24 protein-coding genes and 1 tRNA gene are annotated in these 23215 nt (G+C 62.1%); 15 read left to right on the forward strand and 10 right to left on the reverse strand.

What is annotated here, in order from left to right; genetic code table 11:
- The 4 genes from HJB91_RS03530 to HJB91_RS03545 all read left to right on the forward strand — a co-directional run bounded on the left by HJB91_RS03530 (position 1) and on the right by HJB91_RS03545 (position 2752).
- Positions 1 to 912: a PhzF family phenazine biosynthesis protein gene (locus tag HJB91_RS03530; RefSeq protein WP_210630779.1), complete on the forward strand. Its 912-nt coding sequence runs from the start codon at positions 1 to 3 to the stop codon at positions 910 to 912.
- A 219-nt stretch (positions 913 to 1131) separates the two neighbouring features.
- Positions 1132 to 1207, forward strand: a tRNA-Lys gene (locus HJB91_RS03535).
- Between the two features lie 141 nt (positions 1208 to 1348).
- Positions 1349 to 1645, forward strand: a complete 297-nt coding sequence (locus tag HJB91_RS03540; protein ID WP_210631595.1) for a hypothetical protein — start codon at positions 1349 to 1351, stop codon at positions 1643 to 1645.
- 804 nt (positions 1646 to 2449) lie between these two features.
- Positions 2450 to 2752, forward strand: a complete 303-nt coding sequence (locus HJB91_RS03545; RefSeq protein ID WP_210630781.1) for an acid shock protein — start codon at positions 2450 to 2452, stop codon at positions 2750 to 2752.
- Positions 2753 to 3265: 513 nt separating this feature from the next.
- Here the strand turns inward: HJB91_RS03545 and HJB91_RS03550 are convergent.
- A complete protein-coding gene (locus HJB91_RS03550) occupies positions 3266 to 3580 on the reverse strand; it encodes a hypothetical protein (RefSeq protein WP_221145435.1) in 315 nt (104 codons plus the stop codon).
- Between the two features lie 332 nt (positions 3581 to 3912).
- On the opposite strand from HJB91_RS03550, the gene HJB91_RS03555 reads away from it, so the two are divergent.
- Both HJB91_RS03555 and chrA read left to right on the forward strand, forming a co-directional pair.
- On the forward strand, positions 3913 to 4728 hold the full coding sequence (locus tag HJB91_RS03555) for a sulfurtransferase/chromate resistance protein (protein WP_210630785.1): 816 nt from the start codon (positions 3913 to 3915) through the stop codon (positions 4726 to 4728).
- 1 nt (position 4729) lies between these two features.
- Entirely contained in the window at positions 4730 to 6151 is a 1422-nt protein-coding gene (gene chrA / locus HJB91_RS03560) for a chromate efflux transporter (protein ID WP_221153451.1), read from the forward strand.
- Here chrA and HJB91_RS03565 read toward each other — a convergent pair whose 3' ends face one another.
- The 4 genes from HJB91_RS03565 to znuA form a co-directional block, all read right to left on the reverse strand.
- Positions 6152 to 7483 (reverse strand): hemolysin family protein, encoded by a 1332-nt coding sequence (locus HJB91_RS03565; protein ID WP_210630788.1) that lies wholly within the window; start codon positions 7481 to 7483, stop codon positions 6152 to 6154.
- Between the two features lie 93 nt (positions 7484 to 7576).
- Complete coding sequence (locus HJB91_RS03570) at positions 7577 to 7960, reverse strand: VOC family protein (protein ID WP_210630789.1); 384 nt, start codon at positions 7958 to 7960, stop codon at positions 7577 to 7579.
- A gap of 475 nt (positions 7961 to 8435) precedes the next feature.
- Positions 8436 to 9641, reverse strand: a complete 1206-nt coding sequence (gene zigA / locus HJB91_RS03575; RefSeq protein ID WP_221153452.1) for a zinc metallochaperone GTPase ZigA — start codon at positions 9639 to 9641, stop codon at positions 8436 to 8438.
- 144 nt (positions 9642 to 9785) lie between these two features.
- On the reverse strand, positions 9786 to 10868 hold the full coding sequence (gene znuA / locus HJB91_RS03580; protein WP_221153453.1) for a zinc ABC transporter substrate-binding protein ZnuA: 1083 nt from the start codon (positions 10866 to 10868) through the stop codon (positions 9786 to 9788).
- A gap of 101 nt (positions 10869 to 10969) precedes the next feature.
- Between znuA and HJB91_RS03585 the strand changes: the two genes are divergently transcribed.
- From HJB91_RS03585 to HJB91_RS03610, 6 genes are all read left to right on the forward strand, one after another.
- A complete protein-coding gene (locus HJB91_RS03585; RefSeq protein ID WP_221153454.1) occupies positions 10970 to 11920 on the forward strand; it encodes a metal ABC transporter ATP-binding protein in 951 nt (316 codons plus the stop codon).
- Positions 11913 to 12725: an iron chelate uptake ABC transporter family permease subunit gene (locus HJB91_RS03590; RefSeq protein ID WP_210630811.1), complete on the forward strand. Its 813-nt coding sequence runs from the start codon at positions 11913 to 11915 to the stop codon at positions 12723 to 12725. Before HJB91_RS03585 ends, HJB91_RS03590 begins: the two co-directional genes overlap by 8 nt.
- Positions 12722 to 13120 carry a Fur family transcriptional regulator gene (locus tag HJB91_RS03595; RefSeq protein ID WP_221153455.1) on the forward strand — a complete coding sequence of 133 codons (399 nt, stop codon included), beginning with the start codon at positions 12722 to 12724 and terminating at the stop codon, positions 13118 to 13120. The genes HJB91_RS03590 and HJB91_RS03595 overlap by 4 nt, the downstream gene beginning before the upstream one ends.
- A 143-nt stretch (positions 13121 to 13263) precedes the next feature.
- On the forward strand, positions 13264 to 14772 hold the full coding sequence (locus tag HJB91_RS03600; protein WP_221153456.1) for a hypothetical protein: 1509 nt from the start codon (positions 13264 to 13266) through the stop codon (positions 14770 to 14772).
- Positions 14773 to 14930: 158 nt separating this feature from the next.
- Positions 14931 to 15506, forward strand: a complete 576-nt coding sequence (locus HJB91_RS03605; protein WP_221153457.1) for a transglutaminase-like cysteine peptidase — start codon at positions 14931 to 14933, stop codon at positions 15504 to 15506.
- Between the two features lie 68 nt (positions 15507 to 15574).
- The gene (locus tag HJB91_RS03610) at positions 15575 to 15973 is read left to right on the forward strand and encodes an ester cyclase (RefSeq protein ID WP_221153458.1); all 399 of its coding nucleotides are present in this window, start codon (positions 15575 to 15577) and stop codon (positions 15971 to 15973) included.
- 20 nt (positions 15974 to 15993) lie between these two features.
- On the opposite strand, the gene HJB91_RS03615 is transcribed toward HJB91_RS03610, so the two are convergent.
- Positions 15994 to 16365, reverse strand: a complete 372-nt coding sequence (locus tag HJB91_RS03615) for a hypothetical protein (RefSeq protein WP_210630816.1) — start codon at positions 16363 to 16365, stop codon at positions 15994 to 15996.
- 311 nt (positions 16366 to 16676) lie between these two features.
- On the opposite strand from HJB91_RS03615, the gene HJB91_RS03620 reads away from it, so the two are divergent.
- Both HJB91_RS03620 and HJB91_RS03625 read left to right on the forward strand, forming a co-directional pair.
- Complete coding sequence (locus HJB91_RS03620; RefSeq protein ID WP_210630817.1) at positions 16677 to 17078, forward strand: hypothetical protein; 402 nt, start codon at positions 16677 to 16679, stop codon at positions 17076 to 17078.
- A 214-nt stretch (positions 17079 to 17292) separates the two neighbouring features.
- Complete coding sequence (locus tag HJB91_RS03625; RefSeq protein ID WP_210630818.1) at positions 17293 to 18000, forward strand: isoprenylcysteine carboxylmethyltransferase family protein; 708 nt, start codon at positions 17293 to 17295, stop codon at positions 17998 to 18000.
- A 178-nt stretch (positions 18001 to 18178) separates the two neighbouring features.
- Here HJB91_RS03625 and HJB91_RS03630 read toward each other — a convergent pair whose 3' ends face one another.
- Both HJB91_RS03630 and HJB91_RS03635 read right to left on the reverse strand, forming a co-directional pair.
- Positions 18179 to 18709 (reverse strand): gamma carbonic anhydrase family protein, encoded by a 531-nt coding sequence (locus HJB91_RS03630; RefSeq protein ID WP_221153459.1) that lies wholly within the window; start codon positions 18707 to 18709, stop codon positions 18179 to 18181.
- A gap of 10 nt (positions 18710 to 18719) precedes the next feature.
- Complete coding sequence (locus HJB91_RS03635) at positions 18720 to 19415, reverse strand: fumarylacetoacetate hydrolase family protein (protein WP_221153460.1); 696 nt, start codon at positions 19413 to 19415, stop codon at positions 18720 to 18722.
- Between the two features lie 272 nt (positions 19416 to 19687).
- On the opposite strand from HJB91_RS03635, the gene HJB91_RS03640 reads away from it, so the two are divergent.
- Entirely contained in the window at positions 19688 to 20440 is a 753-nt protein-coding gene (locus HJB91_RS03640) for a nucleotidyltransferase domain-containing protein (RefSeq protein WP_221153461.1), read from the forward strand.
- Positions 20441 to 21006: 566 nt separating this feature from the next.
- On the opposite strand, the gene HJB91_RS03645 is transcribed toward HJB91_RS03640, so the two are convergent.
- Both HJB91_RS03645 and HJB91_RS03650 read right to left on the reverse strand, forming a co-directional pair.
- Entirely contained in the window at positions 21007 to 21987 is a 981-nt protein-coding gene (locus HJB91_RS03645) for an SDR family oxidoreductase (RefSeq protein WP_221153462.1), read from the reverse strand.
- Positions 21988 to 22158: 171 nt separating this feature from the next.
- Entirely contained in the window at positions 22159 to 22716 is a 558-nt protein-coding gene (locus HJB91_RS03650; RefSeq protein ID WP_210630823.1) for a DUF308 domain-containing protein, read from the reverse strand.
- Positions 22717 to 23215: the final 499 nt, after the last annotated feature.

Consider the following 23215-nt stretch of genomic DNA (forward strand, 5'->3'; position numbering starts at 1 on the left):
GTGGCGCGAAGCTACAGCGTCTATGACGTGTTCACCGATCGAAAGCTTGCGGGCAATCCGCTGGCGGTGGTTTTCGACGGCGACAATCTCAGCGACGAGGCGATGCAGGCGATCACCCGGGAGATCAATCTCTCCGAAACGGTTTTCGTGCAGCCTTCAACCAATCCCGCCTACGCGGCGAAGCTCAGAATCTTCACGCCGGGCCGCGAGCTGCCCTTTGCCGGTCATCCCACAGTCGGCACGGCGGTGGCGCTGGCCGAGCGGGCTCATGGCGCAGCGGCGCTCGATCTCGTCATGGTGCTTGAGGAAAATGTCGGGCCGGTGCGTTGCGCCGTGCGGCTGAGGCAGGGCGAGGCGAGCTTTGCCGAATTTGACCTGCCGCGCAAATCGCAGCAGGCCGTCATGCCGCTCGACAAGCTCGGTATTGCCGATGCGCTGTCGTTGAAGGTCACCGAAATCGGCTTCGAAAACCACGTTCCGTCGGTCTGGAGCGCCGGCGTTCCGTTTCTGCTCATTCCGGTGCACGATGTCGGCACGGCGCAGCGGGTGGAATTCGATCCGCAGCTTTGGGAAAAGATCGTGCCCTTCGTCGATGGCGCGCTGGCCTCGGCCTATGTCTATTGCCGCGGCGGCGTCAACCACGTGGCGAAGTTCCATGCGCGCATGTTCGCCAGCGGCATGGGCATCGTCGAGGATCCGGCCACCGGGGCGGCGGCGGCCGCTCTCTCCGGCGCAATCCGCCATTTTGACCGGCTGACCGACGGGCACCACCCGATCATGATCGAGCAGGGCGTCGAGATGGGCCGTCCGTCCTTCATCCACCTGCATATCGATGTCGAAGGCGGGACGATTTCCAACGCGCGGATCGGCGGCCAGGCGGTGCGACTGGCGAGTGGCACACTCGATCTTTGAGTTTATGAGAGCGCCGCGCTCCGGCAGGCGGGACGCTCTATCATCTTGAATTGGCGCATCATCCCTCGCGGAGATCGTTTCCGATTTTTAGGATTGTGCGCCGCATTTCGGCGCTGCGGAAAAATCTTTGAGATTAACCAAAGAATTTTCGCTGATGCGCTGGACAAGCCTGCCGATCCTGTTTATACGCCCCGTCACACCGCGCAGCCAAGCGCGAACGGGTGATTAGCTCAGTTGGTAGAGCAGCTGACTCTTAATCAGCGGGTCGTAGGTTCGAGCCCTACATCACCCACCAATCTTCTTGAAAAGATCGAGATTTTTAAATTCGGACCGGGCTTCCGGTTTGATGGAAATCGTTCCAGAAACGGAAGATCTGGTTGATACTGGCTGCACCGACACGCTTGCCCTATGTTCTTCTCCGAAGCTGGAGGGTTTCATGAAAAGCGTCGTCTTTGCCGTTGCCTTGTCGCTGTCGTCGCCGGCTCTTGCTGGCGGCGTGATGGAAGTCAAAGCGAGCGCACATAGCTGCGGCGAGATTGCGCAGATCATCCGTCAGAATAAGAAGGTCTTCGTTCGAGTCGGTTTTGGCGGGCGCAGTTTTCGGTATCCGCCGGCGCAATGCAGCCTGGGCGACAAGCGCAGCACGGCGAGTTTCCGCGATGCTGAAGGGCGGCAGTGCGTCCTTGATTATGCCTGCGTCTATGATCCCGCCTCGCTTTACAATTTCCCCTGACAATGCGGCAACTGTCTTAACTCTTTGAGAACCATTGACAAATGGGAGCGAAACTCCTTGAACCCGGAGCCTCAATGCCAGGGAAATGTCATGTCAGAGCAGCCTGGCTTTAGCATCGGGGCCGCCGTAACCGGTTGGCCACCTTCAGAAGTGGATCTGGCTGCCTCTATTTTGCGAGCACATAAAAGCTATGCGCTCGCTACTATCGCAACCTGCTGGCCGACGCCAACTTCTTGAGAGATCAGCTCCTTATCGCCAGCAGTCTGATGTCGAAAAATATCGTGCGCCGCTTGAAGGCTCAGAAAGAGCGTCTTGTACCATGAAGCACCAGAAGGGCATCGACCTTGTCAGGTCTGGCGCCGACGCCGGCTACTCAGTCAACGAAGGCAGCCGACGAGGGGCTTCAGGACTGGGCTCGACCAAACCTGCGAGAAGGGCCACGGCCTATGGCGGGGATCAGCTGACATTGGCCGAGGTCAAGAAAGGGGAGAGCCTCAGCGCGAGGTGCGTGGCATGCTGTCACGAAGCCCGGATCGACCATTCGGAGCTCGCGCGACGGTTCGGCGCCAGTACGATGATCGGCATGCCGACGCCAAGGCTGCGGTGCGGATCGTGCGGCAATAAGGGTAACAACAGATGGATTGCGGATGGAGGGGCATCGCATCACTAGGCACCACACGTCAGGCGATGGTCGCTTTGAATGAGAGCGGGCGGGAATTCCTGCTCCGACGCGGTGCAGGCGAATTCCCTACTGGCCCTCTGGGCCGAGCGCCCTACTTCAGCCCTCCCATCCAGGAGTTACCCATGAAAAGTGTCGTCGTGGCCGTCGCGTTATCGCTGTCGTCGGCAGCCTTTGCCGCCGAGACGGTGGAAGTCAATGCCAGGGACCACAGCTGCGCGGAACTCCGACGCGTCATTCAGCAGGAAAAGCGGGTCTTCGTGCGCATGGGATTCGGCGGCCGCAGCTTTCGTTATCCGCCGGCGAGGTGCAATCTGGGGGACAAATACGACACTGCGCGAGTGAGAGACGCAGACGGCAAGATCTGCCTCCTCGACCATGAGTGCGTCTACGATCCTCAGTCTTTCTATAACAGAATCCCCAACTAGCCTTTGAATCCCAGCGTCGCTCGACCAATCGAGCCTGCGAAAGCGCCGGCCCGGTCCGGACCGATGGCGGCGATGTCGACACGATGGAGAGCCATTCCGGCGGCAGTTACAAGACCTCCGGTAGCCGAGACCGCTTTTCCAGACCGGCAGAGCCTTAAGGGTCCGACGGCAAGAAATCAATAAAGGCAGGTAGCCGGACTGGTTCGGAGTTGGTGACGAGAACAAGAAAAAAGGCCGGGCGAAACTCGCACCGAGCTTCCTCGATCTGTCTCAATGACGGCTGCCAGTACATCCGTGGTCAGCCGTCAGAGACAAATTTAATAATCTCTAAATAAGTGCCGATTGCGGTTATTCAAGGGCCGGCCGCACAAAAGAAGCTCGTGCCCGCGCGTCACCCTGAGATTGCGGTCACCTTAGGATCATACGCATCTTCGATGCATAGATCCTCCTTGGCGTGTCCTGGCCGGACGCGCCAAGGAGGTATCTAGCGCGGCTCCTTTCGACCGGCAGCGGTTACTGCTGAGCAGGAGCGGCCGGCGGGGTAGCCGGTGCGGGTGCCGGAGCAGGCGTTGCGCTGTTATCGGTCGGAGCGATCGGCTTAGCCGGGGCCGGCTCGGACTGGGTCGTGGAGGCTGTCGTATCCGGCGAAGTGCCGGGAGGTGTGCTGCTCCACTGCGAATAGGCGAATGCAGCAACAGCGATCACGGCCAATGCAGCAACCCAAACAACCCACGTATTGCTGCTGCGCGTCGTCGGCGTCGTGCGCAGATCCAGGTTCGGGTTCAGCGGGCGGTTCGGATCGTTGGCATTATTGGGGTCGTACGTCATGGTACTTTCTCCTCTTTCGGTGATGAAGTAATGGATCAGTGGGACTTTTGTTCCATTCTGGGGCCGAAGTGCCTGTGTTGGCGGGATTTTTGAGCCTGGAGCGGCTTCTTGAGCGGAAAGCAAAAGGCAATTGCGGGGATGACGCCTGAGGAGATCGTGCTGTCATACGCACAGCACAGCCGCCGTATAGACGGGCATAACCGCAGCGGAAGCGTCGTTCTTGACAGGACGGGGTGTCTTTGCCAATGCTTTGGATCTGGGGTCGCGATCACCCCACGAGGCGTCATGCTGAAGAATCGCGTCCGGTAAACCCGATCAACGGAGGACGCGTCATGCCGTCATTTCTCGAAATTTCTCCCGACAAGCTCAGCCGCCTCATTGGTACTCCTGGGGCGCCCTGCATCATCGACGTCCGCACGGACGAGGATTTCGGGCTCGATCCGCGCCTGGTGCCGGGCTCGATCCGGCGCGACCACGCCGAGGTTGCGTCCTGGGCTGATAGCATCAATGCCGATGCCGTCGTCGTGGTCTGCCACAGGGGCGCCAAACTCAGCCATGGTGTCGCCGCCTATCTCAGGCATGCCGGGATCGAGGCGGAAAGCCTCGAAGGCGGCTTCGAAGCCTGGGTCGCGGCGGGACCCGTCGTGCCCGAGGCGAAGCTGCCGCGTCGCGACGGGCAGGGACGCACCGTCTGGGTGACACGGGCGCGGCCAAAAATCGACCGCATTGCCTGTCCCTGGCTGATTCGGCGTTTCGTCGATCCGAATGCCGTCTTCCTGTTCGTGCCGGCGCCTGAAGTTGTCGCCGTCGGCGAGCGCTTCGGGGCTGCGCCCTTCGATATCGAGGACGTGTTCTGGAGCCATCGTGGCGAGCTCTGCACCTTCGACGTGATGGTCGAGGAGTTCGGCCTGGCCTCCGAACCGCTCTTGCGCCTGGCGCGGATCGTCAGGGCGGCGGATACGGCCAGGCTCGATCTCGCGCCCGAGGCATCCGGTCTGCTTGCCGCCTCGCTCGGCCTCTCGAGAATGTATTCCGACGATCTGGAGCAGCTCGAGGCCGGAATGCTTCTCTACGATGCCTTCTTCCGCTGGTGCCGCGATGCGACCGAAGAGACCCACAACTGGCCCGCGCCGAAAAAGAGAGTATGAGATGGTCGACATGACGGAGAATGCGCCCGCCGGACAGGCGGGCAAGAAGGACGCGGGCGAGGGGCATCACCACGGCGTTTCGTTTGGGGAGGCGTTCCGGGTGTGGCTGCGCGTCGCCGCCTTGAGCTTCGGCGGCCCGGCCGGCCAGATCGCCGTCATGCACCGCATTATCGTCGACGAGAAGCGATGGATCGGCGAGCACCGCTTTCTGCATGCGCTGAATTATTGCATGCTGCTTCCTGGCCCCGAGGCGCAGCAGCTCGCTGTCTATATCGGCTGGCTGATGCACCGCACATTGGGCGGTCTCGTTGCCGGCGTGCTCTTCGTGCTGCCGGGCTTCCTGTCGATCCTCGGCCTCAGCTACATCTACGCGGCCTATGGCAGCGTCGGCATCGTCGCCGGCCTGTTCTTCGGCCTGAAAGCGGCCGTCCTTGCCGTCGTCGTGCAGGCCGTCATCCGCATCGGCAGCCGGGCGCTGAGGAACCGCGTCATGCTTGCCGTGGCGGCCGCGGCCTTCGTCGCCATCTTCTTCCTCCACGTGCCGTTCCCGCTGATTGTGTTGGCCGCCGGAATCATCGGTTTCTTCGGCGGCAGGCTCGGTCTCGACGCCTTCAAGGCGGGCGGCGGCCATAAGGCCGCAAGCGGCGCGATGCTGTCGGATGCGGAATCGGCGCTAGGCGAGGGTATTCCGGCGCATGCGCGCGCCAACCTCGCCTGGTCGATGCGCATATCAGCTATACTGCTCGCCCTCTGGCTGGTGCCGGTCGCCACCCTTTACGCGTTCATCGGCCCAGGTGACGTCTTCAGCCAGATCGGCCTGTTCTTCAGCAAGATGGCGGTCGTCACCTTCGGCGGCGCCTATGCCGCGCTCGGCTATGTCGCGCAGGAGGCCGTGCAGCATTTCGGCTGGCTGAAGCCGGGCGAGATGCTGGACGGTCTCGGCATGGCCGAGACGACGCCGGGGCCGCTGATCATGGTGCTCCAGTTCGTCGGCTTCATGGCCGCCTTTCGCAATCCCGGCTCGCTCGATCCGATGCTTGCCGCCACCCTTGCTGCGATCCTGACGACATGGGTAACCTTCGTGCCCTGTTTCCTCTGGATCTTCCTTGGTGCGCCCTTTATCGAAAAGTTGCGCGGCAATGTCGCGCTTGCCGGGGCAATGTCGGCGATCACGGCGGCGGTGGTCGGCGTCATTCTCAACCTCGCCATCTGGTTCGGCCTGCATACGCTGTTTGCCGAAGTCGCGCAGGTCAGTTTCGGAAACCTGCGGCTCGATATTCCACAGCTGCAATCTGCCGTACCGGCGGCGATCGCGCTCTCTGTCGCCGCCGCCATCGCACTTTTCCGCTTCAAGACCTCGGTTATCACGACGCTCTTCGGCTGTGCGATCGCTGGCATGCTCTGGACGCTGGCGATAAACTGATCAGGCCTCTGTTCCCTCGGCGGGAACGCGGGTTGCGAGCATCTTGTCGATGCGCATGCCGTCCATGTCGAGCACCTCAAAGCGCCAGTCTTCGAAGAGGAAGGTTTCGCCGGCTTCCGGGATATGCTGGAGCTGATGCAGCGCGAAGCCCGCCAGCGTATGAAAATCGGCGTCGGGGCGATCCTTGAGGCCCAGCCGTTCGAAGGCGTCGAAGGCCGGCATCATCGCGTCAATCAGCAGCGAACCGTCTTCCCGCACGACAATGTCGGGCTCCTCGTCGGCGCCCGGCAGATCGCCGGCGATGGCTTCGAGCAGGTCGGTCTGGGTGACGATGCCTTCGAGACTGCCATATTCGTCGACGACGATGGCGAGGCGAACGGGCGACGCCTTGAAGCTGTCGATGACGCGCACGACCTTGCTACCCTCGTGCAGCACCAGGGGCTGCTTGATCACCTCCAGCGGCCTGACCTTGCCGCCGTCGAGGACCTGATCGAGAAGATCCTTCTTCAACACCATGCCGATCGGTTCGTCGATCGAGCCGCGGGCGACCAGCAACTGCTCATGGCTGCACTCTCGGATCGTCTTCAGAATCTCCGCCTCGCTGTCGTCGGCATCAAACCATTCGATGTCGAGACGCGGGGTCATGATGTCGGAGATCGGCCGGTCGCCGATGTTGAATACCCGCTCGACGAGTTGCTGCTGCACCTGGTTCAGAAGACCGGCCTCCTGGCTCTCGGCGACCAGCAACTTTAACTCCTGCGGGGAGTGGAACGAGGATTCTCCGGTTCCGGCGCGAAGGCCGACCGCCCGCAGCACAAGGTTGCCCATACCGTTCAAGGTGAAGATCGCCGGCTTGAACAATAGCAGGAAGAGGCCGAGGGGACGCACGACGGCAAGCGAGGTCGCCTCGCTGCGCTGCAGCGCCAGGCTTTTCGGCGCAAGTTCGCCGAGCACGATGTGCAGCGCCGTGATGATGACGAAAGCGATGACGATGGAGACGGTATGGGCGCCGGTTGTCGCCCACGGTTCAGGCAGCCAGGAGAGCAGCGGTTCGATCAGATGGGCGAGCGCCGGCTCGCCTACCCAGCCCAGAGCCAGCGACGAAATGGTGATGCCGAGCTGGGTTGCGGCGAGATTAGCATCGAGATTGTCGATGGCGCGCTGGAGAGCGGAGGCGTTCATGCGACCGGCCGCGACAAGCTCGGTAACACGGCTGCGCCTCATCGAAACCAGTGCGAATTCTGCGGCGACGAAGAAGCCATTGGCAGCGACGAGAAAGAACACGGCTAGTATCCCGACAAAGTCGAAGAGCCCGCCCGCGGATTCGGACATATTTTGCTTACCCCTGAATTGATGCGAGTCCGAAACTACACGCTCGCACAGAGCTGGCAAGGCGCGGCCGCCATTCTTGCGATGCCGCGGCGCTTATCGCTTCGGCGCTTCGAAGAGCTCGACAGGGTTTCCGGCCGGGTCTTCCAGCAGGATCTGCTTGCCGCCGATGCCCTGGACTATGTCGTTGCGAAAATGCGCGCCCGCCTGGCGCAGTTTAGTGACTTCGGCTTCGAGGTCGGCGACTTCGATCTGGATGCGGTTCCATCCACCGGGCTCCGGCCATCGTCCGTCCGGCATCGCCTGGGAGGCTCCGCCCGGTCCGGTTGTGCCGCTGACGAGCAGACGAAAACCGTCCCTCGTCAGAATAGCGAAGCTCGGGGCCGGGTGAAGCGCGACCGAAAAGCCGAGATGCCGCGTGTAGAATTCCAACGCGGCGTCGACGTCGTCAACGATATAACGCATGCTGATGCCGGGCATGATTTCCTCCATCATCTTTAAGGCGAGCGATCCCGAACGACGGATCCAATGGCCCCAGGCGCTCGATCGAAGGTGCGGAGCAGCGCTCCGTTATTTGAATCTGCGCCCAATTCCGCACAAAATCGAATCCGATCCTCGGGACTATGCGTCGATCGCGTCGTGTCGGGAAGAACGGCAGTTCACTGGAGTGTGTAAAATTAAACTAAAACGCCGATTGGGAATGGATGAGGGCGGTGAAGGGATAAGCACAGTCGCTCTCCCCGCCTTCCTCATTCCTGTGCTCGTCACAGGGATGAGGGTGGGTGAGGTGACGCCTGCCCTAAACCTTCCGGCGCACAGCGGCGATGATGCCAAGCAGTCTCTTCGGCATCAACCTTCACATCGCCCTCATGCGTCGACGGATGCAGCCCCTCGACCGGCGGCAACGGATCGCATTCCTCGCAGACGCAGCGATATCGTTTGATCGCTGTCGCCTTCATGCCGCCTGCCGGCTCCAGCTGGCGAAGGGGTCGGGCAGGTTGCGCCAGCGTTCAGGTGTGAAGGCATCACTTTCCACCAGACAGGCGTCGAGTTCGCTGCTGATCCACGCGTCGTCCATCGGGTCGGCGCCGATGAAGACGATTTCCTGGCGACGGTCGCCCCATACGGGGTCGAGATAGGGGCCGATGGCGCTGAGGAAACCGGGCGCGTCGGGCCATTGTTCGCGCGGCACGGAAGCCCACCACAGGCCCATCTTGCCGGTGCGCACGATCGCGCCGGCCTGGCTGATCTCGCCGACATGGTGCGGTCGGGTCGCCAGCCAGAAGAAGCCCTTGGCGCGCACCACGCCCGGCCATGTCCGATCGAAAAAAGCCTGCAATCTTGCCGGATGGAAGGGCCGCTTCTCGCGATATACGAAGGAGCGAATGCCGTATTCCTCGGTCTCCGGAACGTGATCCCTGAAGCCGTGCAGTTCCTTGTACCAGAGCGGATGGGTCTCGGCCCTCTCGATGTCGAAACGGCCGGTGCCAAGCACCTCCGCGAGCGGCACCTTGCCGAAATCCGCCTCGATCAGCTTCGCATCCGGATTGAGGCCGATGATGATCTTGCGTGCGGCGTCGCGCTGCTCGTCGCTTGCCGTGCCGATCTTGTTCAGCACCACGACATCGGCGAATTCGATCTGCTCGACCAGCAGGTCGACGATCATCCTGTTGTCGCCGTCGCCTGCGGTTTCGCCGCGGTCGGCGAGGAGATCGGCCGAGGCATAGTCGGCCAGCAGATTGGCGGCATCGACGACGGTCACCATCGTATCAAGCCTTGCGACATCGGACAGGCTTTCACCGTTCTCGTCGTTGAATTCGAAGGTGGTGGCGACGGGCAGGGGTTCGGCGATGCCTGTGGATTCGATCAGCAGGTAATCAAAGCGGCCCTGATCTGCGAGCTGACGCACCTCCTTCAGCAGGTCGTCGCGCAGAGTGCAGCAGATGCAGCCGTTGGTCATCTCGACCAGCTGTTCCTCCGTGCGAGAGAGATTGGCGCCGCCATCGCGCACCAGTGCGGCGTCGATGTTCACCTCGCTCATGTCGTTGACGATCACGGCGACGCGCAGGCCCTCGCGATTGGCGAGCACATGGTTGAGCAGGGTCGTCTTGCCGGCGCCGAGAAAGCCGGAGAGCACCGTGACCGGAAGTCTGTTGTCCATGGGAACCTCATCGGATCGATATTTGATGTTATATCATTACATCTGTGGCGACGAAAAAAGGCGGAACGGGGTCATCCGCCTCTTTCCGCCTCAGCTCTCCCCGGGAGGCCTTTTATCAAGGCGCTCCCGCGCGTCGCATGAATGTCATGCGCTGGAGAGGCAGGCCTTCATGCTGTCGGCAATGCCGCGCATGAGGGTGAAGTAGAGATCGGGGCCGGCCTTGAGGGTCGCTGCTTCCGGATCGAGCACACCTGATTTGGCGCTCGTGCCTTCGATGACGACCTTGACGAGGCGCGGCTCGAATTGCGGTTCGGCAAAGACGCAGGTTGCGCCGAGTTCGCCGACCTTGCGGTGGATTTCCGACACGCGCTCGGCGCCGGGAATGGTTTCCGGGCTGACGGTGATCGAGCCGGCGACGCGGATGCCGTAACGGTTCTCGAAATATTGGTAGGCGTCGTGGAAGACGACGAAAGGCTTGTCCTTGACGGGGGCGACGGTGGCGGCGATCTCCTTGTCCAGCGCCGTCAGCTTATCGTCAAGCGCCTTGGCATTGGCCTGATAGGTCAGTGCATTGGCGGGGTCGGCGGCGACCAGTGTCGTGGTGATGACAGTCGCCATCGCCTTGGCATTCATCGGGTCGAGCCAGAGATGCGTGTCGAAGGCGCCGTGGCCGTGCTCATGCTCTTCATGATCATCGTGATGCGCGTGGCCACTGTCATGTCCGGGCTCAGCCGCATGATCGTGGCCATGGTCATCTTCGGCGGCATCCGCTTGCTCGGGGGCGCTTTCGTGGTCCCCGTCGTCATGCGGCTCGAAGGCGCCGCCTTCGCGGAAGGGCAGCTTGGTTAGTCCTGGAGCGTTGTCGAGTTCGACGACACTGGCGTTCGAGCCCAGCGTCTCGAGCGGCTTTTCCAGGAAAGCCTCCAGGTTCGGGCCGACCCAGAAGACGACCTTCGCCTCCTGCAAGGTCCGCGCGTTCGAGGGCTTCATGCTGTAGGTGTGCGGGGAGGCGGCGCCATCGACGATCAATTCCGGCTCGCGCACGCCCTGCATGATCGCCGCAACCAGTGAGTGGATCGGCTTGATCGAGGTGACGACGACGGGCGCATCGGCAGCCCGCATCGTCCCGGCCAAGAGCAGGGCGGGGATCGCAAGGACCGGGATGGCGAGGGCAGCCGAAATTCTGAGGGCCAGGGTTTTCAGGGCAGGCCCCAAGGCGCGTTTCATCATCTGCTCCGCTTGAATTACAAATGTTATGTTATTACATCAATTGCGTTATGCTATAACGTGTGCAATAGCAGGATGCAACAGCGCTTTCGGAAAATTTGATGCTCTCTCCCGCAAATACCAAGGGCGAACGGCTGGTTTCGCTCGAAAATGTCGGCGTGTTGCGCGGCGGCCGCTGGCTGGTGCGCGGCGTGGAATTTTCCGTTTCGCGCGGCGAAATCGTCACGCTGATCGGGCCGAACGGCTCGGGCAAATCGACGAGCGCCAAGGCGGCAATCGGTGTGCTGAAGCCGGACGAGGGCAGGGTGGAGCGCCTCTCCGGCCTCAAGGTAGGCTATGTCCCGCAGAAGCTTTCGATCGACTGGACGCTGCCGCTGACGGTGCGCCGACTGATGACGCTGACCGGGCCGCTGCCAGAGCGCGACATACAGGCCGCACTCGAAGCCGCCGGCATTGCCCACATGATTGGCGCCGAGGTGCAGCACCTTTCCGGCGGTGAGTTCCAGCGGGCGCTGATGGCCCGGGCGATTGCCCGCAAGCCTGACCTGCTGGTGCTCGACGAGCCGGTGCAGGGGGTGGATTTCTCCGGCGAGATCGCGCTCTACGACCTCATCAAATCGATCCGCAACGCCAGCGGCTGCGGCGTCCTGCTGATCTCGCACGATCTCCATGTCGTCATGGCCGAGACCGATACGGTGATCTGCCTCAACGGCCATGTCTGCTGCCGCGGCACGCCCGAGGCCGTCAGCCGCAGCCCGGAATATGTGCGCCTGTTCGGCAGCCGGGCGGCTCAGACGCTCGCCGTCTACAGCCATCATCACGACCACACGCACCTGCCGGATGGTCGCGTGCTGCATGCGGACGGCTCAGTGACCGACCATTGCCATCCCGAAGATGGACATCACGCGCATGAGCACGCTCACGATTCCCGTGAGCATGCACATGGCCAAGATCATAGGCATGCGCATGCCCACGCTCATGGCGATCATCATGGGCACGATCATGCTCATGAACATGCCCATTCCCGCAGCGGGGAGGGCCGCCATGCTTGACGATTTCTTCGTGCGCGCCATCCTTGCCGGCGTCGGGCTGGCGTTGACGACCGGGCCGCTCGGCTGCTTCATCATCTGGCGGCGCATGGCCTATTTCGGCGATACGATCGCCCATTCGGCGCTGCTCGGCGTCGCGCTTTCGCTGCTCTTCGAATTCAACCTGACGCTAGCCGTCTTCGCTGTCGCCGCGCTCGTCTCGGTGCTGCTGCTCTTCCTGCAGAAGCGCCAGGCGCTGTCGGCCGATGCGCTGCTCGGCATCCTCTCGCATGCGACGCTGGCGATCGGCCTCGTCATGGTCGCCTTCATGAGCTGGGTCAGGATCGATCTCATCGCCTTCCTGTTCGGCGATATCCTCGCCGTGTCCACCACCGATATTGCGCTGATCTGGGGCGGCGGGCTGTTCGTGCTGGCGGCGATCGCCTGGCTCTGGCGGCCGCTGCTCGCGGCCACCGTCAATGCCGAGCTTGCCGAGGCCGAGGGGCTGAGACCCGAGCGGGCGCGGCTGTTCTTCATGCTGTTGATGGCCGTCGTCATCGCGATTGCCATGAAGATCGTCGGCATCATGCTGATCACCTCGCTGCTGATCATTCCGGCGGCGGCGGCGCGGCGCTTCTCGGTCACGCCGGAGATCATGGCTGTGCTGGCCTCGCTGATCGGAGCGGCCGCCGTCGTTGGCGGGCTGTTCGGCTCGCTGACCTACGACACGCCGTCCGGTCCTTCGATCGTGGTCGCGGCGCTGATCCTCTTCATTCTCAGCCTGCTTCCCGTCAGGCGCCGCGCGCTCGCGCAAGGACAAGGCTCATGACAACACCGCAACTCACCAAGAACCAGTCGCTGGTCTTCGAGGTGCTTGAGAAGGCCGAGGGGCCGCTCAGCGCCTATACCATCCTCGACAAGCTGCGCGACCATGGTTTTCGCGCGCCGCTGCAGGTCTACCGGGCGCTGGAGAAGCTGCTCGAATATGGTGTCGTGCACCGGCTCGAAAGCATCAGTTCCTTCGTCGCCTGCGCCCATCCGGGCGACAATTGCCACAGCCACGGCATCGTCGCCTTTGCCATCTGCGAAAGCTGTGGCCAGGTGATGGAATTCCACGATCACGAGGTCGACCACCGGCTGATGAGCTGGGTGCGCGGGCAGAAGTTCAAGCCCGAGAAGACCACGATCGAGATTCGCGGATTGTGCGAGGCCTGCGCGGCGTAAGACGGGGAGCCGTCCCGTTGCAAACAACAGGGCGCTCAAAAGGATAAGGCCGGCAAACCGGCCCTCCACATGCTGACAACCTTTTTCCGTCCGAGTCAGCCTCGCGCTGGCTTCGAGGATCTGCTTGGTGCGACCGCACGGAGATGCTCGCGACAAGCGCGAGCCTCAGGAAAGAGGGGTTCGCCCGCTCTGCCGGCCAGCGGAGTGGCGCGGGCAAACCGCCTCAATCGTTCCGATCAGTTTTTGCCGGAACCGCCCTTGCCGGCACCATCATTGCCGCCCTTGCCGGCGCCGTCATTGCCGCTGCTGCCCGCGCCGTCGTTGCCGCCCTTGCCGGCGCCGTCATTGCCGCTGCTGCCCGCGCCGTCGTTGCCGCCCTTGCCGGCGCCATCATTGCCGCTGCTGCCCGCGCCGTCGTTGCCGCCCTTGCCGGCACCATCATTGCCGCTGCTGCCCGCGCCGTCGTTGCCGCCCTTGCCGGCGCCATCATTGCCGCTGCTGCCCGCGCCGTCGTTGCCGCCCTTGCCGGCACCGTCATTGCCGCTGCTGCCCGCGCCGTCGTTGCCGCCCTTGCCGGCACCTCCATTGCCGCTGCTGCCCGTGTCGTCGTTGCCGCCCTTGCCGTGGCCGTGATCTTCCCCGTCCTTGCTGCCGCCGTGATGGTCTTTTCCACCCTTACCGGGTTCGTCCTTGGCGTGGTCGTGATCCTTCCCGCCTTTGCCGCGGCCGTGATCATCGTGGTCCTTGCCGCCCTTGTCGCCTTTGTCGCCCTTGTCGCCCTTGCCGCCCTTGTCGCCTTTGCCGCCCTTGTCGCCCTTGTCGCCCTTGCCGCCCTTGTCGCCTTTGTCGCCCTTGCCGCCCTTGTCGCCTTTGCCGCCCTTATCGCCCTTGTCGCCCTGGTCGCCGCTGCCGCCCTGGTCGCCGCTGCCGCCCTGGTCACCGCTGCCGCCCTGTTCACCGCTACCGCCCTGATCACCGCTACCGCCCTGATCGCCGCCACCGCCCTGATCGCCGCTGCCGCCCTGATCGCCGCCACCGCCCTGATCGCCGCTGCCGCCCTGATCGCCGCCACCGCCCTGATCGCCGCTGCCGCCCTGGTCGCCGCTGCCGCCCTGATCGCCGCTGCCGCCCTGGTCGCCGCTGCCGCCCTGATCGCCACTGCCGCCCTGGTCGCCGCTGCCGCCCTGATCACCGCTACCGCCCTGATCACCGCTACCGCCCTGATCGCCGGTACCGCCCTGATCTCCGCTACCGCCCTGGTCGCCGCTACCGCCCTGATCGCCACTGCCGCCCTGGTCGCCGCTGCCGCCTTGATCGCCGCTGCCGCCATTCTGGCCGACGTCTTCGCTGTCCCCGCCATTGCCACCGTTGCCATTGCTGGCGTGCGAGCTGGTGCTGGAAGTCTTCTTGCCACCGGCGTCATGGCTGCTGCGATCCTTATCGTTCGGACCGAATTTGCTGTCGGTCTGTATTGCCCGCGTGGGCATGCACAGCCTGTATTCGAGGGTGCCGCGGACTGCGGCCTTGCAGTTAACGACTGTGGGGGCTGCCGTCGCCAAGCTGCTGCTTGCCAGAAGGGACGCCACAGCGAGGCTGAATTTTGCTGCTCTGCTGATCATTTCACTCGTCTCCCAAGGTTAATTAACCGTTAATGGGGAGAAGACTTATACTAACAAGGGATTAACATGAAGAATAAACAATGGTTAATCTGTTTCTATCGCCAAATAGAGTTAAATTCGCAAGTATAAAATTTTAATAAATTTTTATACTGGTCGTGATATTCTCCCGTTACGAACAGAAGGAATCGGCCATGAAGCGTCTCCTTTCTCTTGCGATATTTTTGGTAATTGTTCCGCATTTTCCGGCAGTTGCGGGATCATCGCTGCCCGTGAAGCGAAGCATCGGCGCACCGGTGGGATTCGCTGCGGCCTGCGCCAAGTACAAGTGGCTGTGCGGCAGGACGGTGGCGCAACAGTTGGACGAGCAGGCGGGAATAGCGCTTCTTCAAAAGGTCAATCGTGCCGTAAACGGACGTATCGTTTCGGCGGAAGATCGCTCGTCATCCGGAAATGGGGATGTCTGGTCACTGCCAGCTGCCGGCCGTGGCGACTGCGAGGACTATGCGCTGCAGAAGATGAAGGACTTGATCGAGGCGGGTTTTCCATCGAACAGACTGGCGCTTTCCGTGGTGATCGGACCGCATGATCAGAACCACGTCGTTCTGATTGCCCGCACGGCCGGCGGCGATTATGTGCTCGACAATCTGACCAGCACCGTGAAGCCCTGGCGCACGACGGGTTACACGTTTTTGGCCACCCAGGATTTCCAGTCGCGCACAGGCTGGCGCGTGACGCTTGCCGGTCCCCGCGCCGGCGAGTTCTCCTGAGCTGAAAGCCGCGAGTCGGCGCGCTCGCCGCCGCTGCCGAATGCTTCAGCCGAGCAAGGAATTCGTTCGTGACCAAAGCCGAACTTGCCGATCTTTACCGAGGCTACATCGCCTGCCTGAACCGCCAGGACTGGCCCGATCTCGGCCAGTTCGTCGACGAGGATGCGGTCCATAATGGCCGGCGGCTTGGACTTGCGGGCTATGTCGCCATGCTGGTGCGGGATTTCGATCTGATTCCCGATCTTTCTTTCAATGTGCGAATGCTTCTTATCGATCCGCCTTACGTTGCCTGCCGTCTGGGCTTCGACTGTTCGCCGAAAGGAAAATTTCTCGGGCTGGATGTGAACGGCAGGCACCTTTCCTTTACCGAAAACGTGATCTACGAATTTCGCGGCAGAAAAATCATCGAGGTCTGGTCGGTCATCGACAAGGCGGCGATCGAGGCTCAGCTTGTGGACGGGCTGTGACACGGCGGAGCGGGACTTCGTCAGAGGATGGCGACGCGCTCGCCGAAAGGCGTATCGTCGTCGAAATTGCGGGTGCCGATCCGCTCGCTTTCACCAGACAGGAGCGGCTGTTCCGCGTCTTCGCCGGCCTCTTCCCCTTCGCCCGATCGCGCATGCCCATGCTGCTTTCGTGGATGCTCCTCGTGGTCGACAAGCAGATCCGCATGCGGAACAAGAGTGCCCGCACCATTCGTCTCCGCGGCTCCCTTGGATGCGTGCTGATCGGCCGTGATCTGCGACTGGCGGGCGGCAACCCAGGCATTGTCGGGTTCCGAGCCGATCGAGGTGCTGATGCCGACCTTGGTGGGCTCGGACGCGGCCGTGGAGGAGATGCGGTTGACGGCTTCGACCATGGGGCACTCCTGCTGGTGTGAACCGGCGGACCAGTTGAGCCGTCATCCGACGGCTGATTGGCCGATCCAGGTTTCATATATTGGGCCTCAACGGGAAAACGCAAGGCGGCTTGGCTGCCCGCTGGAAAAGGCGGAATCGGGTGCAAAGGCAGGAAATTCGACGATGGATTGCATGGCCGGCAAGCTGCCTGGCGCGTGCAAGATGTAAGAATCAGAAACACTTTGTGACTAAGCTACTACAAAAGCTGCACTTTTCGACTTGCGAGGCAAGTAGAGATGACGGATATTGCTCTCATGTTGAGGACGCTCTCATGATCCGAATGATAGAAGACCCTGCCGAACTGGCTGGCGAAGACATCACTGGCAAATATATTCTCCGGAAGCTGAATTATCATTGGTTCGCCTACGGCAAGGCGGCCATCGTGACCGCCTGTAAAGGCACGATCCTCCATCTCGATCGGGAGGAAACGGTGTATTCCGAGCGCTGGGGCCGTCGTGCCTACACGGGGACCGGTAAGCGTTATCCCGGCGGCATCTGTCCAATTTCGGCGGTTGCCTGTGTTTGCGATACCCCTGATGACGTCAATGCCGTCATTCAGCTGGATGTGGAAGCACAGGACGAATTCTATCAGCTGATCGCCAAGACGGAAGCCAAGGTTCGGGCGCTTGCCGCTTCGTCGGGCGAGAACCAGTTCTTGGAAGCGGCCGAATAGGCGTTTTTCAGCAATATCCAATCCTGCCGCAACGGCAGTCTCCGGCCACGCAACTGCGGAAACAATGACGCCTGTTATCGGGGGGGTTTCATTTGCCGTCTCGCCACGGGTTGTTGCGCGCGTTTCACTTCCTAAATCAGGCGTAGGACAGTCAGACTTTTGCGGCCGCTGCCGACAGCAGAAGGCGCTTGCCCGGTGGAACGGAAAAACGGTCATGACGCAGGAACACAGCCGGCCGCGTCGCTCGTTTGCGGCGGCGCCGTCGCTCGGATCGCTCGCGATAACCGTTGCAGTGATGATTGTCGCACTGTTCTGGCCCGCCGGCACGTTCGCCTGGCCGCGCGGCTGGATCTTTCTCGGCCTCTTCGTGGCGCTGACAGCAATCGCGCTCGTCTGGATCTGGCGGACGAATCCGGAGTTGTTTGCGGCGCGTAGCCGATATCAGAAGGGAACCAAGCGCTGGGACGCCGTGGTCGCGACGCTGACGATCATTCTCTTTGCCGCCATTCTTCCGGTCGGCGCGTTCGATGACGGCCGTTTCCACTGGGCGCCGCAACCCTGGTGGGTCGTTGTCCTCGGCTATCTCGTGATGAGCGCGGGCTATCTCGGCCTCACCTGGGCACAATCGGTCAACCGGCATTTCGAGCCGACGGTGCGCATCCAGACCGACCGCGACCACAAGGTGATCGACAGCGGCCCCTACGCCGTCATCCGCCACCCCGGCTATGCAACCGCCATTTTGCTCGCCGCCGGGACAGCGCTGTCACTCGCGTCGATCTATGCGTTGATCCCCGTGGGGCTGCTCGTCGTCGTGCTCTTTGGCCGGACGCTCGGAGAGGAGGCGGAGTTGCGCAAGGGGCTTGAAGGATATGCGGAGTATATGGAACGGGTGCGCTGGCGGTGGATTCCCGGTGTTTGGTGAGCGGTTTCAAGCGCCTGTGACCGGTCCTCGTCCTTCGAGGCTCCGGCCCTTTCGCCTGCGCATCCGAGGATGAGGGTTGATCAGTATGCCGTGTGGCCGGGCCTGCGCGAAGTCCGAGGTTGCCAGCCAGCCGCTAGGCTTGCTTTCCGATGAGGGCCGCGAGGGCTGCCACCGGCAATCACGCAATCACCCTGAGATCCCGCCCGAACCGCTGCCAATTCGCCACATAATTTTCCGCCGAGCGGCGAATACCCTCGACAGCCGCCTCGTCAAGCACCCGCACCACACGGGCGGGTGCGCCGACGATTAACGAGTTGTCAGGGAATTCCTTGCCCTCCGTCACCAGCGCATTGGCACCGACGAGGCAGTTGTTGCCGATCTTGGCGCCGTTGAGAATGGTCGCACCCATGCCGATCAGCACGTTGTCGCCGAGCGTGCAGCCGTGGAGGATGGCGTGGTGGCCGATGGTGCAGCCCTTGCCTGTCGTCAGCGGAAAGCCCATGTCGGTATGGGCCATCACCCCTTCCTGGATATTGGTGCCGGCGCCGATGGTGATTTTCTCATGATCGCCGCGCAGCACCGATCCGAACCAGATGCCGACATTCTCGCCGAGTTCGATATCGCCGATCACATGCGCATCCGGCGCGATCCAGTGGAGGCCGGCGGGCGGCAGTTTCGGCATCAGGCCGCCGAGGGCGTAGACGGGCATGGGTCTCTCCTCAGACAATGTCGACGGAGAGCATCGCGACGCCCTCGATGCCGCAGGTGATGCGGTCGCCCCTGGCAACCGCGCCGACACCGGCCGGCGTGCCGGTCATGATCACGTCTCCGGGCGCCAGTACGAAGAGCTTCGACAGTTCGGCGATGATCTCCGGCACCTTCCAGATCATCTGGTTGAGGTCGCCGTCCTGGGCGCGCCTGCCGTTCTGCTCCAGCCAGATCCGGCCGTCGGCGGGATGGCCGAGGCGGCTCGCCGGCACGATCGCCGAGAGGGGGGCGGAATGTTCGAAGGCCTTGGCGAGTTCCCAGGGACGGCCGAGCGTCTTGGCCTCGCCCTGCAGGTCGCGGCGGGTGAAATCGATGCCGACGGCATAGCCGTAGATGCAGTCAAGTGCATTCGCGGCCTGGATGTTCGCACCGCCCGATTTCAGCGCCAGCACGCATTCCACCTCGTAATGCACGTCGTTCGACAGCGGCGGGTAGGGGAAGGCATTGCCAGGCGGCAGCAGATTATCGGCGTTCTTCTGGAAGAAGAAGGGCGGCTCGCGGCTCGGATGATGACCCATCTCGATCGCATGGTCGGCATAATTACGCCCGACGCAATAGACGCGGCGCACCGGAAAACGCTCGTCGCTGCCATCAACCGGCAGCAAAACCGGTGCGGGACGCGGAATGACGGTGGCGGGATGGGGCATGGCGGGGCTTCCTGTTCAACGAGTCTTAGGCTCATCTTAGACGGAAAACAGTGTCGCGGGGAAGCGTGCTTGGCGGATTGACGCTGTTGCCGGCGGGCGATAACTTACGTCCATGAGCAGGATTTTCGCAGTCTCCACGACGTCTACGACCACCGCTTGGCGGCGGGTGGCAGACGCGTGAACTGAATTCCGTTCATCGCAGAAGACACCAACCCGCCGGAAACGAGCGGGTTTTTTGTTGCCGCTCGTCTCCCGCATTCGAGGACGAGAACATGGACGATATCGGGAAACAAATTGTTGCCGAGCGGACGCTTGCCGCCGCCTGCCGCTCTCTGGCCAGCCGTTATGCCGGGGCCGCCTTCGCCTATGTTTCCGGTTCCATCATGCGCGGTGAGGGGACCGAGTTTTCGGACATCGATCTCGTCGTTGTATTTCCGTCGCTCGAGCGGGCCTGGCGGGAATCCTTCACCGAAGACCGTTTTCCGGTCGAAGCCTTCGTCCATGATCCGCAGACGCTGGCGTTTTATCTCCATCAGGATGCGGAGGGCGGCTGTCCCATCATGGTCCATATGGTTGCGACGGGCAGCATCGTCGGGCCTGACATCGAGCGTGCGCGGTTCATCCAGGCGAAGGCGGCGAGCGTTCTTGCCGCAGGGCCGAAGCCTCTCGATGGCCCGAGCTACGATATGCTGCGCTATCAGGTCACCGATCTCGCCGATGACCTGCGCGGCCACCGCCCGCCTGAAGAGATTGCCGCCATCGCCGCGCTTCTCTATCAGAAGCTCGCCGATTTGATGCTGCGCGGGCGCGGCGCATGGGCTGGTCGCGGCAAGTGGGCGCCGCGGCTCCTGCGGGAGCTCGATGTGGAACTGGCAGCAGACTTCGATGCCGCGTTCAGACTGGCGGTGCAGGGTGACGGCGCCCGGTTCCTGGCTCTCGCCGATCGGGAAATTGCCCTGCATGGCGGGCGCTTTTTCGACTGCTTCAGGCAGGAGGCTCCTGTGGAGGCGCGGCGGCGAGAATAGGCGCGAGCGGTGCGCCGCTGTCGGATGTAGGCAAGAAGCAGGGTTGCGCCCTGTCTTCGGGCTCCGGCCTTTGGCCTGCGCGCCTTCAGGATGAGGGATGTTGGAGGATGCCGCGCCTGATAAAAAGCGTTGGAGAATGCCGCGCGTTAAAACAGACGTTGGGCTATCGCGTGACAGCCTTGGAAGCCGATGCCTTGAAAACAGGGATAGCTTTCTCGAGCGTATGTCCTGAATTAGCGCGGGGGCCTATCTGGTGGGAAGGAAGGTTGATTATTATATCAGACCCATCAAGGGCTTGGAGGATGATTTCTACCGTGACGAAAAAGAAGCAATGAGCTGTGGGCCGGTTGATGTCACTGGTGGCGATCGTGTGGAACATTTCGGTCACTGTTACAGCTACCGCAGCAGGTGCCTATTTCGGCTGGCAAAGTCACGGGCTTGTGGGAGCGTTGGCACTTGGTCTTGTAGGGGTCGTGGTGGGAGGCCTCCTCCGTTCGCCCTCGGCCCTTTTGGAGATGCTGACTTAAATTCTATCTGACCTTGAGCCTCAGCCCTAAAGAGCAGACCTAACCAAGAGCACTCTGCTCTGCGCAAATCCTATCAATCAACGCATCCAGCTCCCCCTTCGGCGGGCGGCTCTTCGCCAGGCGCTGCTTGAGGTGCATGATAGAGTCGGCCAGGATTTCGTCCAGGCTCTCGGCGCAGGTAAAGTCGCCAGCCACGCGCTTGACCTTCGAATTGTCGAAGATCGCAGTCCAAGCCTTGTCGCCGAGGAGGGGGCCGATCCAATCCGGATTGTACTTGATCAGCGTGTCCGTCGGCACGTGGACGATCTTGGCCTCCACGCCGAGCAATCTTGCGATGGTCTTCTGGATATCGTTCCAGATGTGGGCGCGGTCCGAGGTGATGTGGAAGATTTCACGGAGCGCCGCGCGATTGCCGAAAAGGCCGATGAAAGGCACCGCGAAATCGACTGAGCGGGTGAGTGTCCATGGAGTGTGGCCGTCGCCGGCCACGATGATGGGGTCGCCGTCCAGCATGCGCCTCGCCATGATGTCGCTGTCGCCCATCATGATCGGCAGGCCGGTGCGGACGGTGTGGCTGGGGCGGACGATCGTCCATGCAAGATCACCGGATTTCCTGAGCAGTTCCTCGCAGGCGATCTTGGCCTGGCTGTACGGCCAGTAAGGATTGATCGCCGGGGTCTTCTCGGTGATCACGTAATGACGCGGCGGTTTTTCGTAGACCGAGGCCGATGAGATGAAGATATATTGGCGGCAATTTCCGGCGAAGACCTCGATGTCACGTGCCACCTGATCTGGCGTGAAGGCGATGAACTGGCAGACGACATCATAGTTCGCTTTGGCGAGATTGGCATAGGCGCTCGATCCGAGTTCCCCGACGATCGGGGTTACCCCGTCAAGCAAGGCTGTGCTTCTCAGGCCGCGATTGAAGACGCTGACATGATGGCCCTCGGCAACGGCGCGTTCGACGCATGGATGGGAGATCTGGCCGGTGCCGCCAATGAAGAGGACTTTCAAAGCCATGGAGTGACCTCAGGGCCTGTGGGCGGGATATGCGGTCACTCTTAATAGCCGGAAAGAAGGGGGGCGTCTCCCCCAATCTCGTGTGCTGCCGAGAGCATGGGAGTGGCTGGTGCCCGACCCCCGCCGGTGGCGATGGATGCCCCGAGATTGCCGCCGTGTGGCCGGGGCCGTTTATGCACGTGCCTTGCGACGGACTGCGACGACGAGCCAGACCGAGGACAGCAGGAAGTAGAAGGCGCCGAACCCGGCATAGGGCACGATATCGAGGATATTCGGCGCGGCGGCGGCAAAGGACTGGCTGATCATGAAGCCGCCGGCAAGGGCCGATTGCGCGCCGCTCATGATCATGACCCATTGGGCGCCGTAGATGCGCCAGCGCCTGACGCCGGTATAGAGCTGCAACAGGCCGGAAAGGATCGCCCAGGCCCCGAACACGGTCAGGACCGCGTAGGTGCTGTGGCCGAGCGCGATGACGACGGCGAGGGCCGTGACGGTGCTGACAGCGACATTCAACGTCTGAGACGGGTTGGCCTGCAGGCCGCCATTGACCCTGGTGTCGACCAGATTGGCCAGCGCATCCCACAGGGGATAGATCACCAGCAGAAAGGCCACGGCGCTTGGCTGCCGGGCAAGGAGAATGGCGGCGGCAATCCAGATCACGGAGAAGGCGGCACGGATGAAATAATAGGATCTCAGCCAGTCGGACTGGGGGGAAGATTGAGTTTGCATCGGCAGATTCCTTTCTAATTGCCATCCTACTAGTAGGTAAATAAAAACGAGAGTCAACGTCTCGGCCGCACACCTTCTTGTGATGCCGCGATGCACCGAAAGACTTGACAATCTATCTACCAGAAGGGAGGCGTTATCTCCCCGACAAGGGTGGAGATTGGCAAGTGGCCTGACCGTCGCTCCTTCCCAGCCGGCAGCGACAATCATGGTGCTTTAGTTGTTTGGGGAAGCCGTTACGCCCAGCCGATCTCCCCTCCTTGTGGGGGAGATGTCCGGCAGGACAGAGGGGGTGCCACGCGGCACGCCCATCCACTCCCACCTGAAATAGGCATCCCAGTCGCACAACGCCACTATACAGCAACGGCAACGTACAAGGATGAGGAGCGCGTTGGAGGATGCCGCGCCGAAGCTCAAGAGAGCCTCATCCTGAGGTCCCCGCAGGGGCCTCGAAGGGCGAGGCGGGTGCGCCAAGGCTGGATGGATGCAAAGGAACAGCGTT

The sequence above is a fragment of the Rhizobium sp. NLR10b genome (genome assembly GCF_019685435.1).
In the GTDB taxonomy this organism is placed as follows: domain Bacteria; phylum Pseudomonadota; class Alphaproteobacteria; order Rhizobiales; family Rhizobiaceae; genus Rhizobium.

Bases quoted from the DNA above. Each gene is read 5' to 3' on its own strand.
- HJB91_RS03630 (WP_221153459.1), bottom strand. From the start codon at position 18,709: ATGCCCGTCTACGCCCTCGGCGGCCTGATGCCGAAACTGCCGCCCGCC.
- HJB91_RS03570 (WP_210630789.1), bottom strand. From the start codon at position 7,960: ATGCCCGGCATCAGCATGCGTTATATCGTTGACGACGTCGACGCCGCG.
- HJB91_RS03620 (WP_210630817.1), top strand. From the start codon at position 16,677: ATGATCCGAATGATAGAAGACCCTGCCGAACTGGCTGGCGAAGACATC.
- HJB91_RS03615 (WP_210630816.1), bottom strand. From the start codon at position 16,365: ATGGTCGAAGCCGTCAACCGCATCTCCTCCACGGCCGCGTCCGAGCCC.
- HJB91_RS03605 (WP_221153457.1), top strand. From the start codon at position 14,931: ATGAAGCGTCTCCTTTCTCTTGCGATATTTTTGGTAATTGTTCCGCAT.
- HJB91_RS03625 (WP_210630818.1), top strand. From the start codon at position 17,293: ATGACGCAGGAACACAGCCGGCCGCGTCGCTCGTTTGCGGCGGCGCCG.
- HJB91_RS03595 (WP_221153455.1), top strand. From the start codon at position 12,722: ATGACAACACCGCAACTCACCAAGAACCAGTCGCTGGTCTTCGAGGTG.
- HJB91_RS03540 (WP_210631595.1), top strand. From the start codon at position 1,349: ATGAAAAGCGTCGTCTTTGCCGTTGCCTTGTCGCTGTCGTCGCCGGCT.
- HJB91_RS03585 (WP_221153454.1), top strand. From the start codon at position 10,970: ATGCTCTCTCCCGCAAATACCAAGGGCGAACGGCTGGTTTCGCTCGAA.
- zigA (WP_221153452.1), bottom strand. From the start codon at position 9,641: ATGGACAACAGACTTCCGGTCACGGTGCTCTCCGGCTTTCTCGGCGCC.
- znuA (WP_221153453.1), bottom strand. From the start codon at position 10,868: ATGAAACGCGCCTTGGGGCCTGCCCTGAAAACCCTGGCCCTCAGAATT.
- HJB91_RS03590 (WP_210630811.1), top strand. From the start codon at position 11,913: ATGCTTGACGATTTCTTCGTGCGCGCCATCCTTGCCGGCGTCGGGCTG.
- HJB91_RS03545 (WP_210630781.1), top strand. From the start codon at position 2,450: ATGAAAAGTGTCGTCGTGGCCGTCGCGTTATCGCTGTCGTCGGCAGCC.
- HJB91_RS03645 (WP_221153462.1), bottom strand. From the start codon at position 21,987: ATGGCTTTGAAAGTCCTCTTCATTGGCGGCACCGGCCAGATCTCCCAT.
- HJB91_RS03640 (WP_221153461.1), top strand. From the start codon at position 19,688: ATGGACGATATCGGGAAACAAATTGTTGCCGAGCGGACGCTTGCCGCC.
- chrA (WP_221153451.1), top strand. From the start codon at position 4,730: ATGGTCGACATGACGGAGAATGCGCCCGCCGGACAGGCGGGCAAGAAG.
- HJB91_RS03650 (WP_210630823.1), bottom strand. From the start codon at position 22,716: ATGCAAACTCAATCTTCCCCCCAGTCCGACTGGCTGAGATCCTATTAT.
- HJB91_RS03635 (WP_221153460.1), bottom strand. From the start codon at position 19,415: ATGCCCCATCCCGCCACCGTCATTCCGCGTCCCGCACCGGTTTTGCTG.
- HJB91_RS03550 (WP_221145435.1), bottom strand. From the start codon at position 3,580: ATGACGTACGACCCCAATAATGCCAACGATCCGAACCGCCCGCTGAAC.
- HJB91_RS03600 (WP_221153456.1), top strand. From the start codon at position 13,264: ATGCTCGCGACAAGCGCGAGCCTCAGGAAAGAGGGGTTCGCCCGCTCT.
- HJB91_RS03555 (WP_210630785.1), top strand. From the start codon at position 3,913: ATGCCGTCATTTCTCGAAATTTCTCCCGACAAGCTCAGCCGCCTCATT.
- HJB91_RS03565 (WP_210630788.1), bottom strand. From the start codon at position 7,483: ATGTCCGAATCCGCGGGCGGGCTCTTCGACTTTGTCGGGATACTAGCC.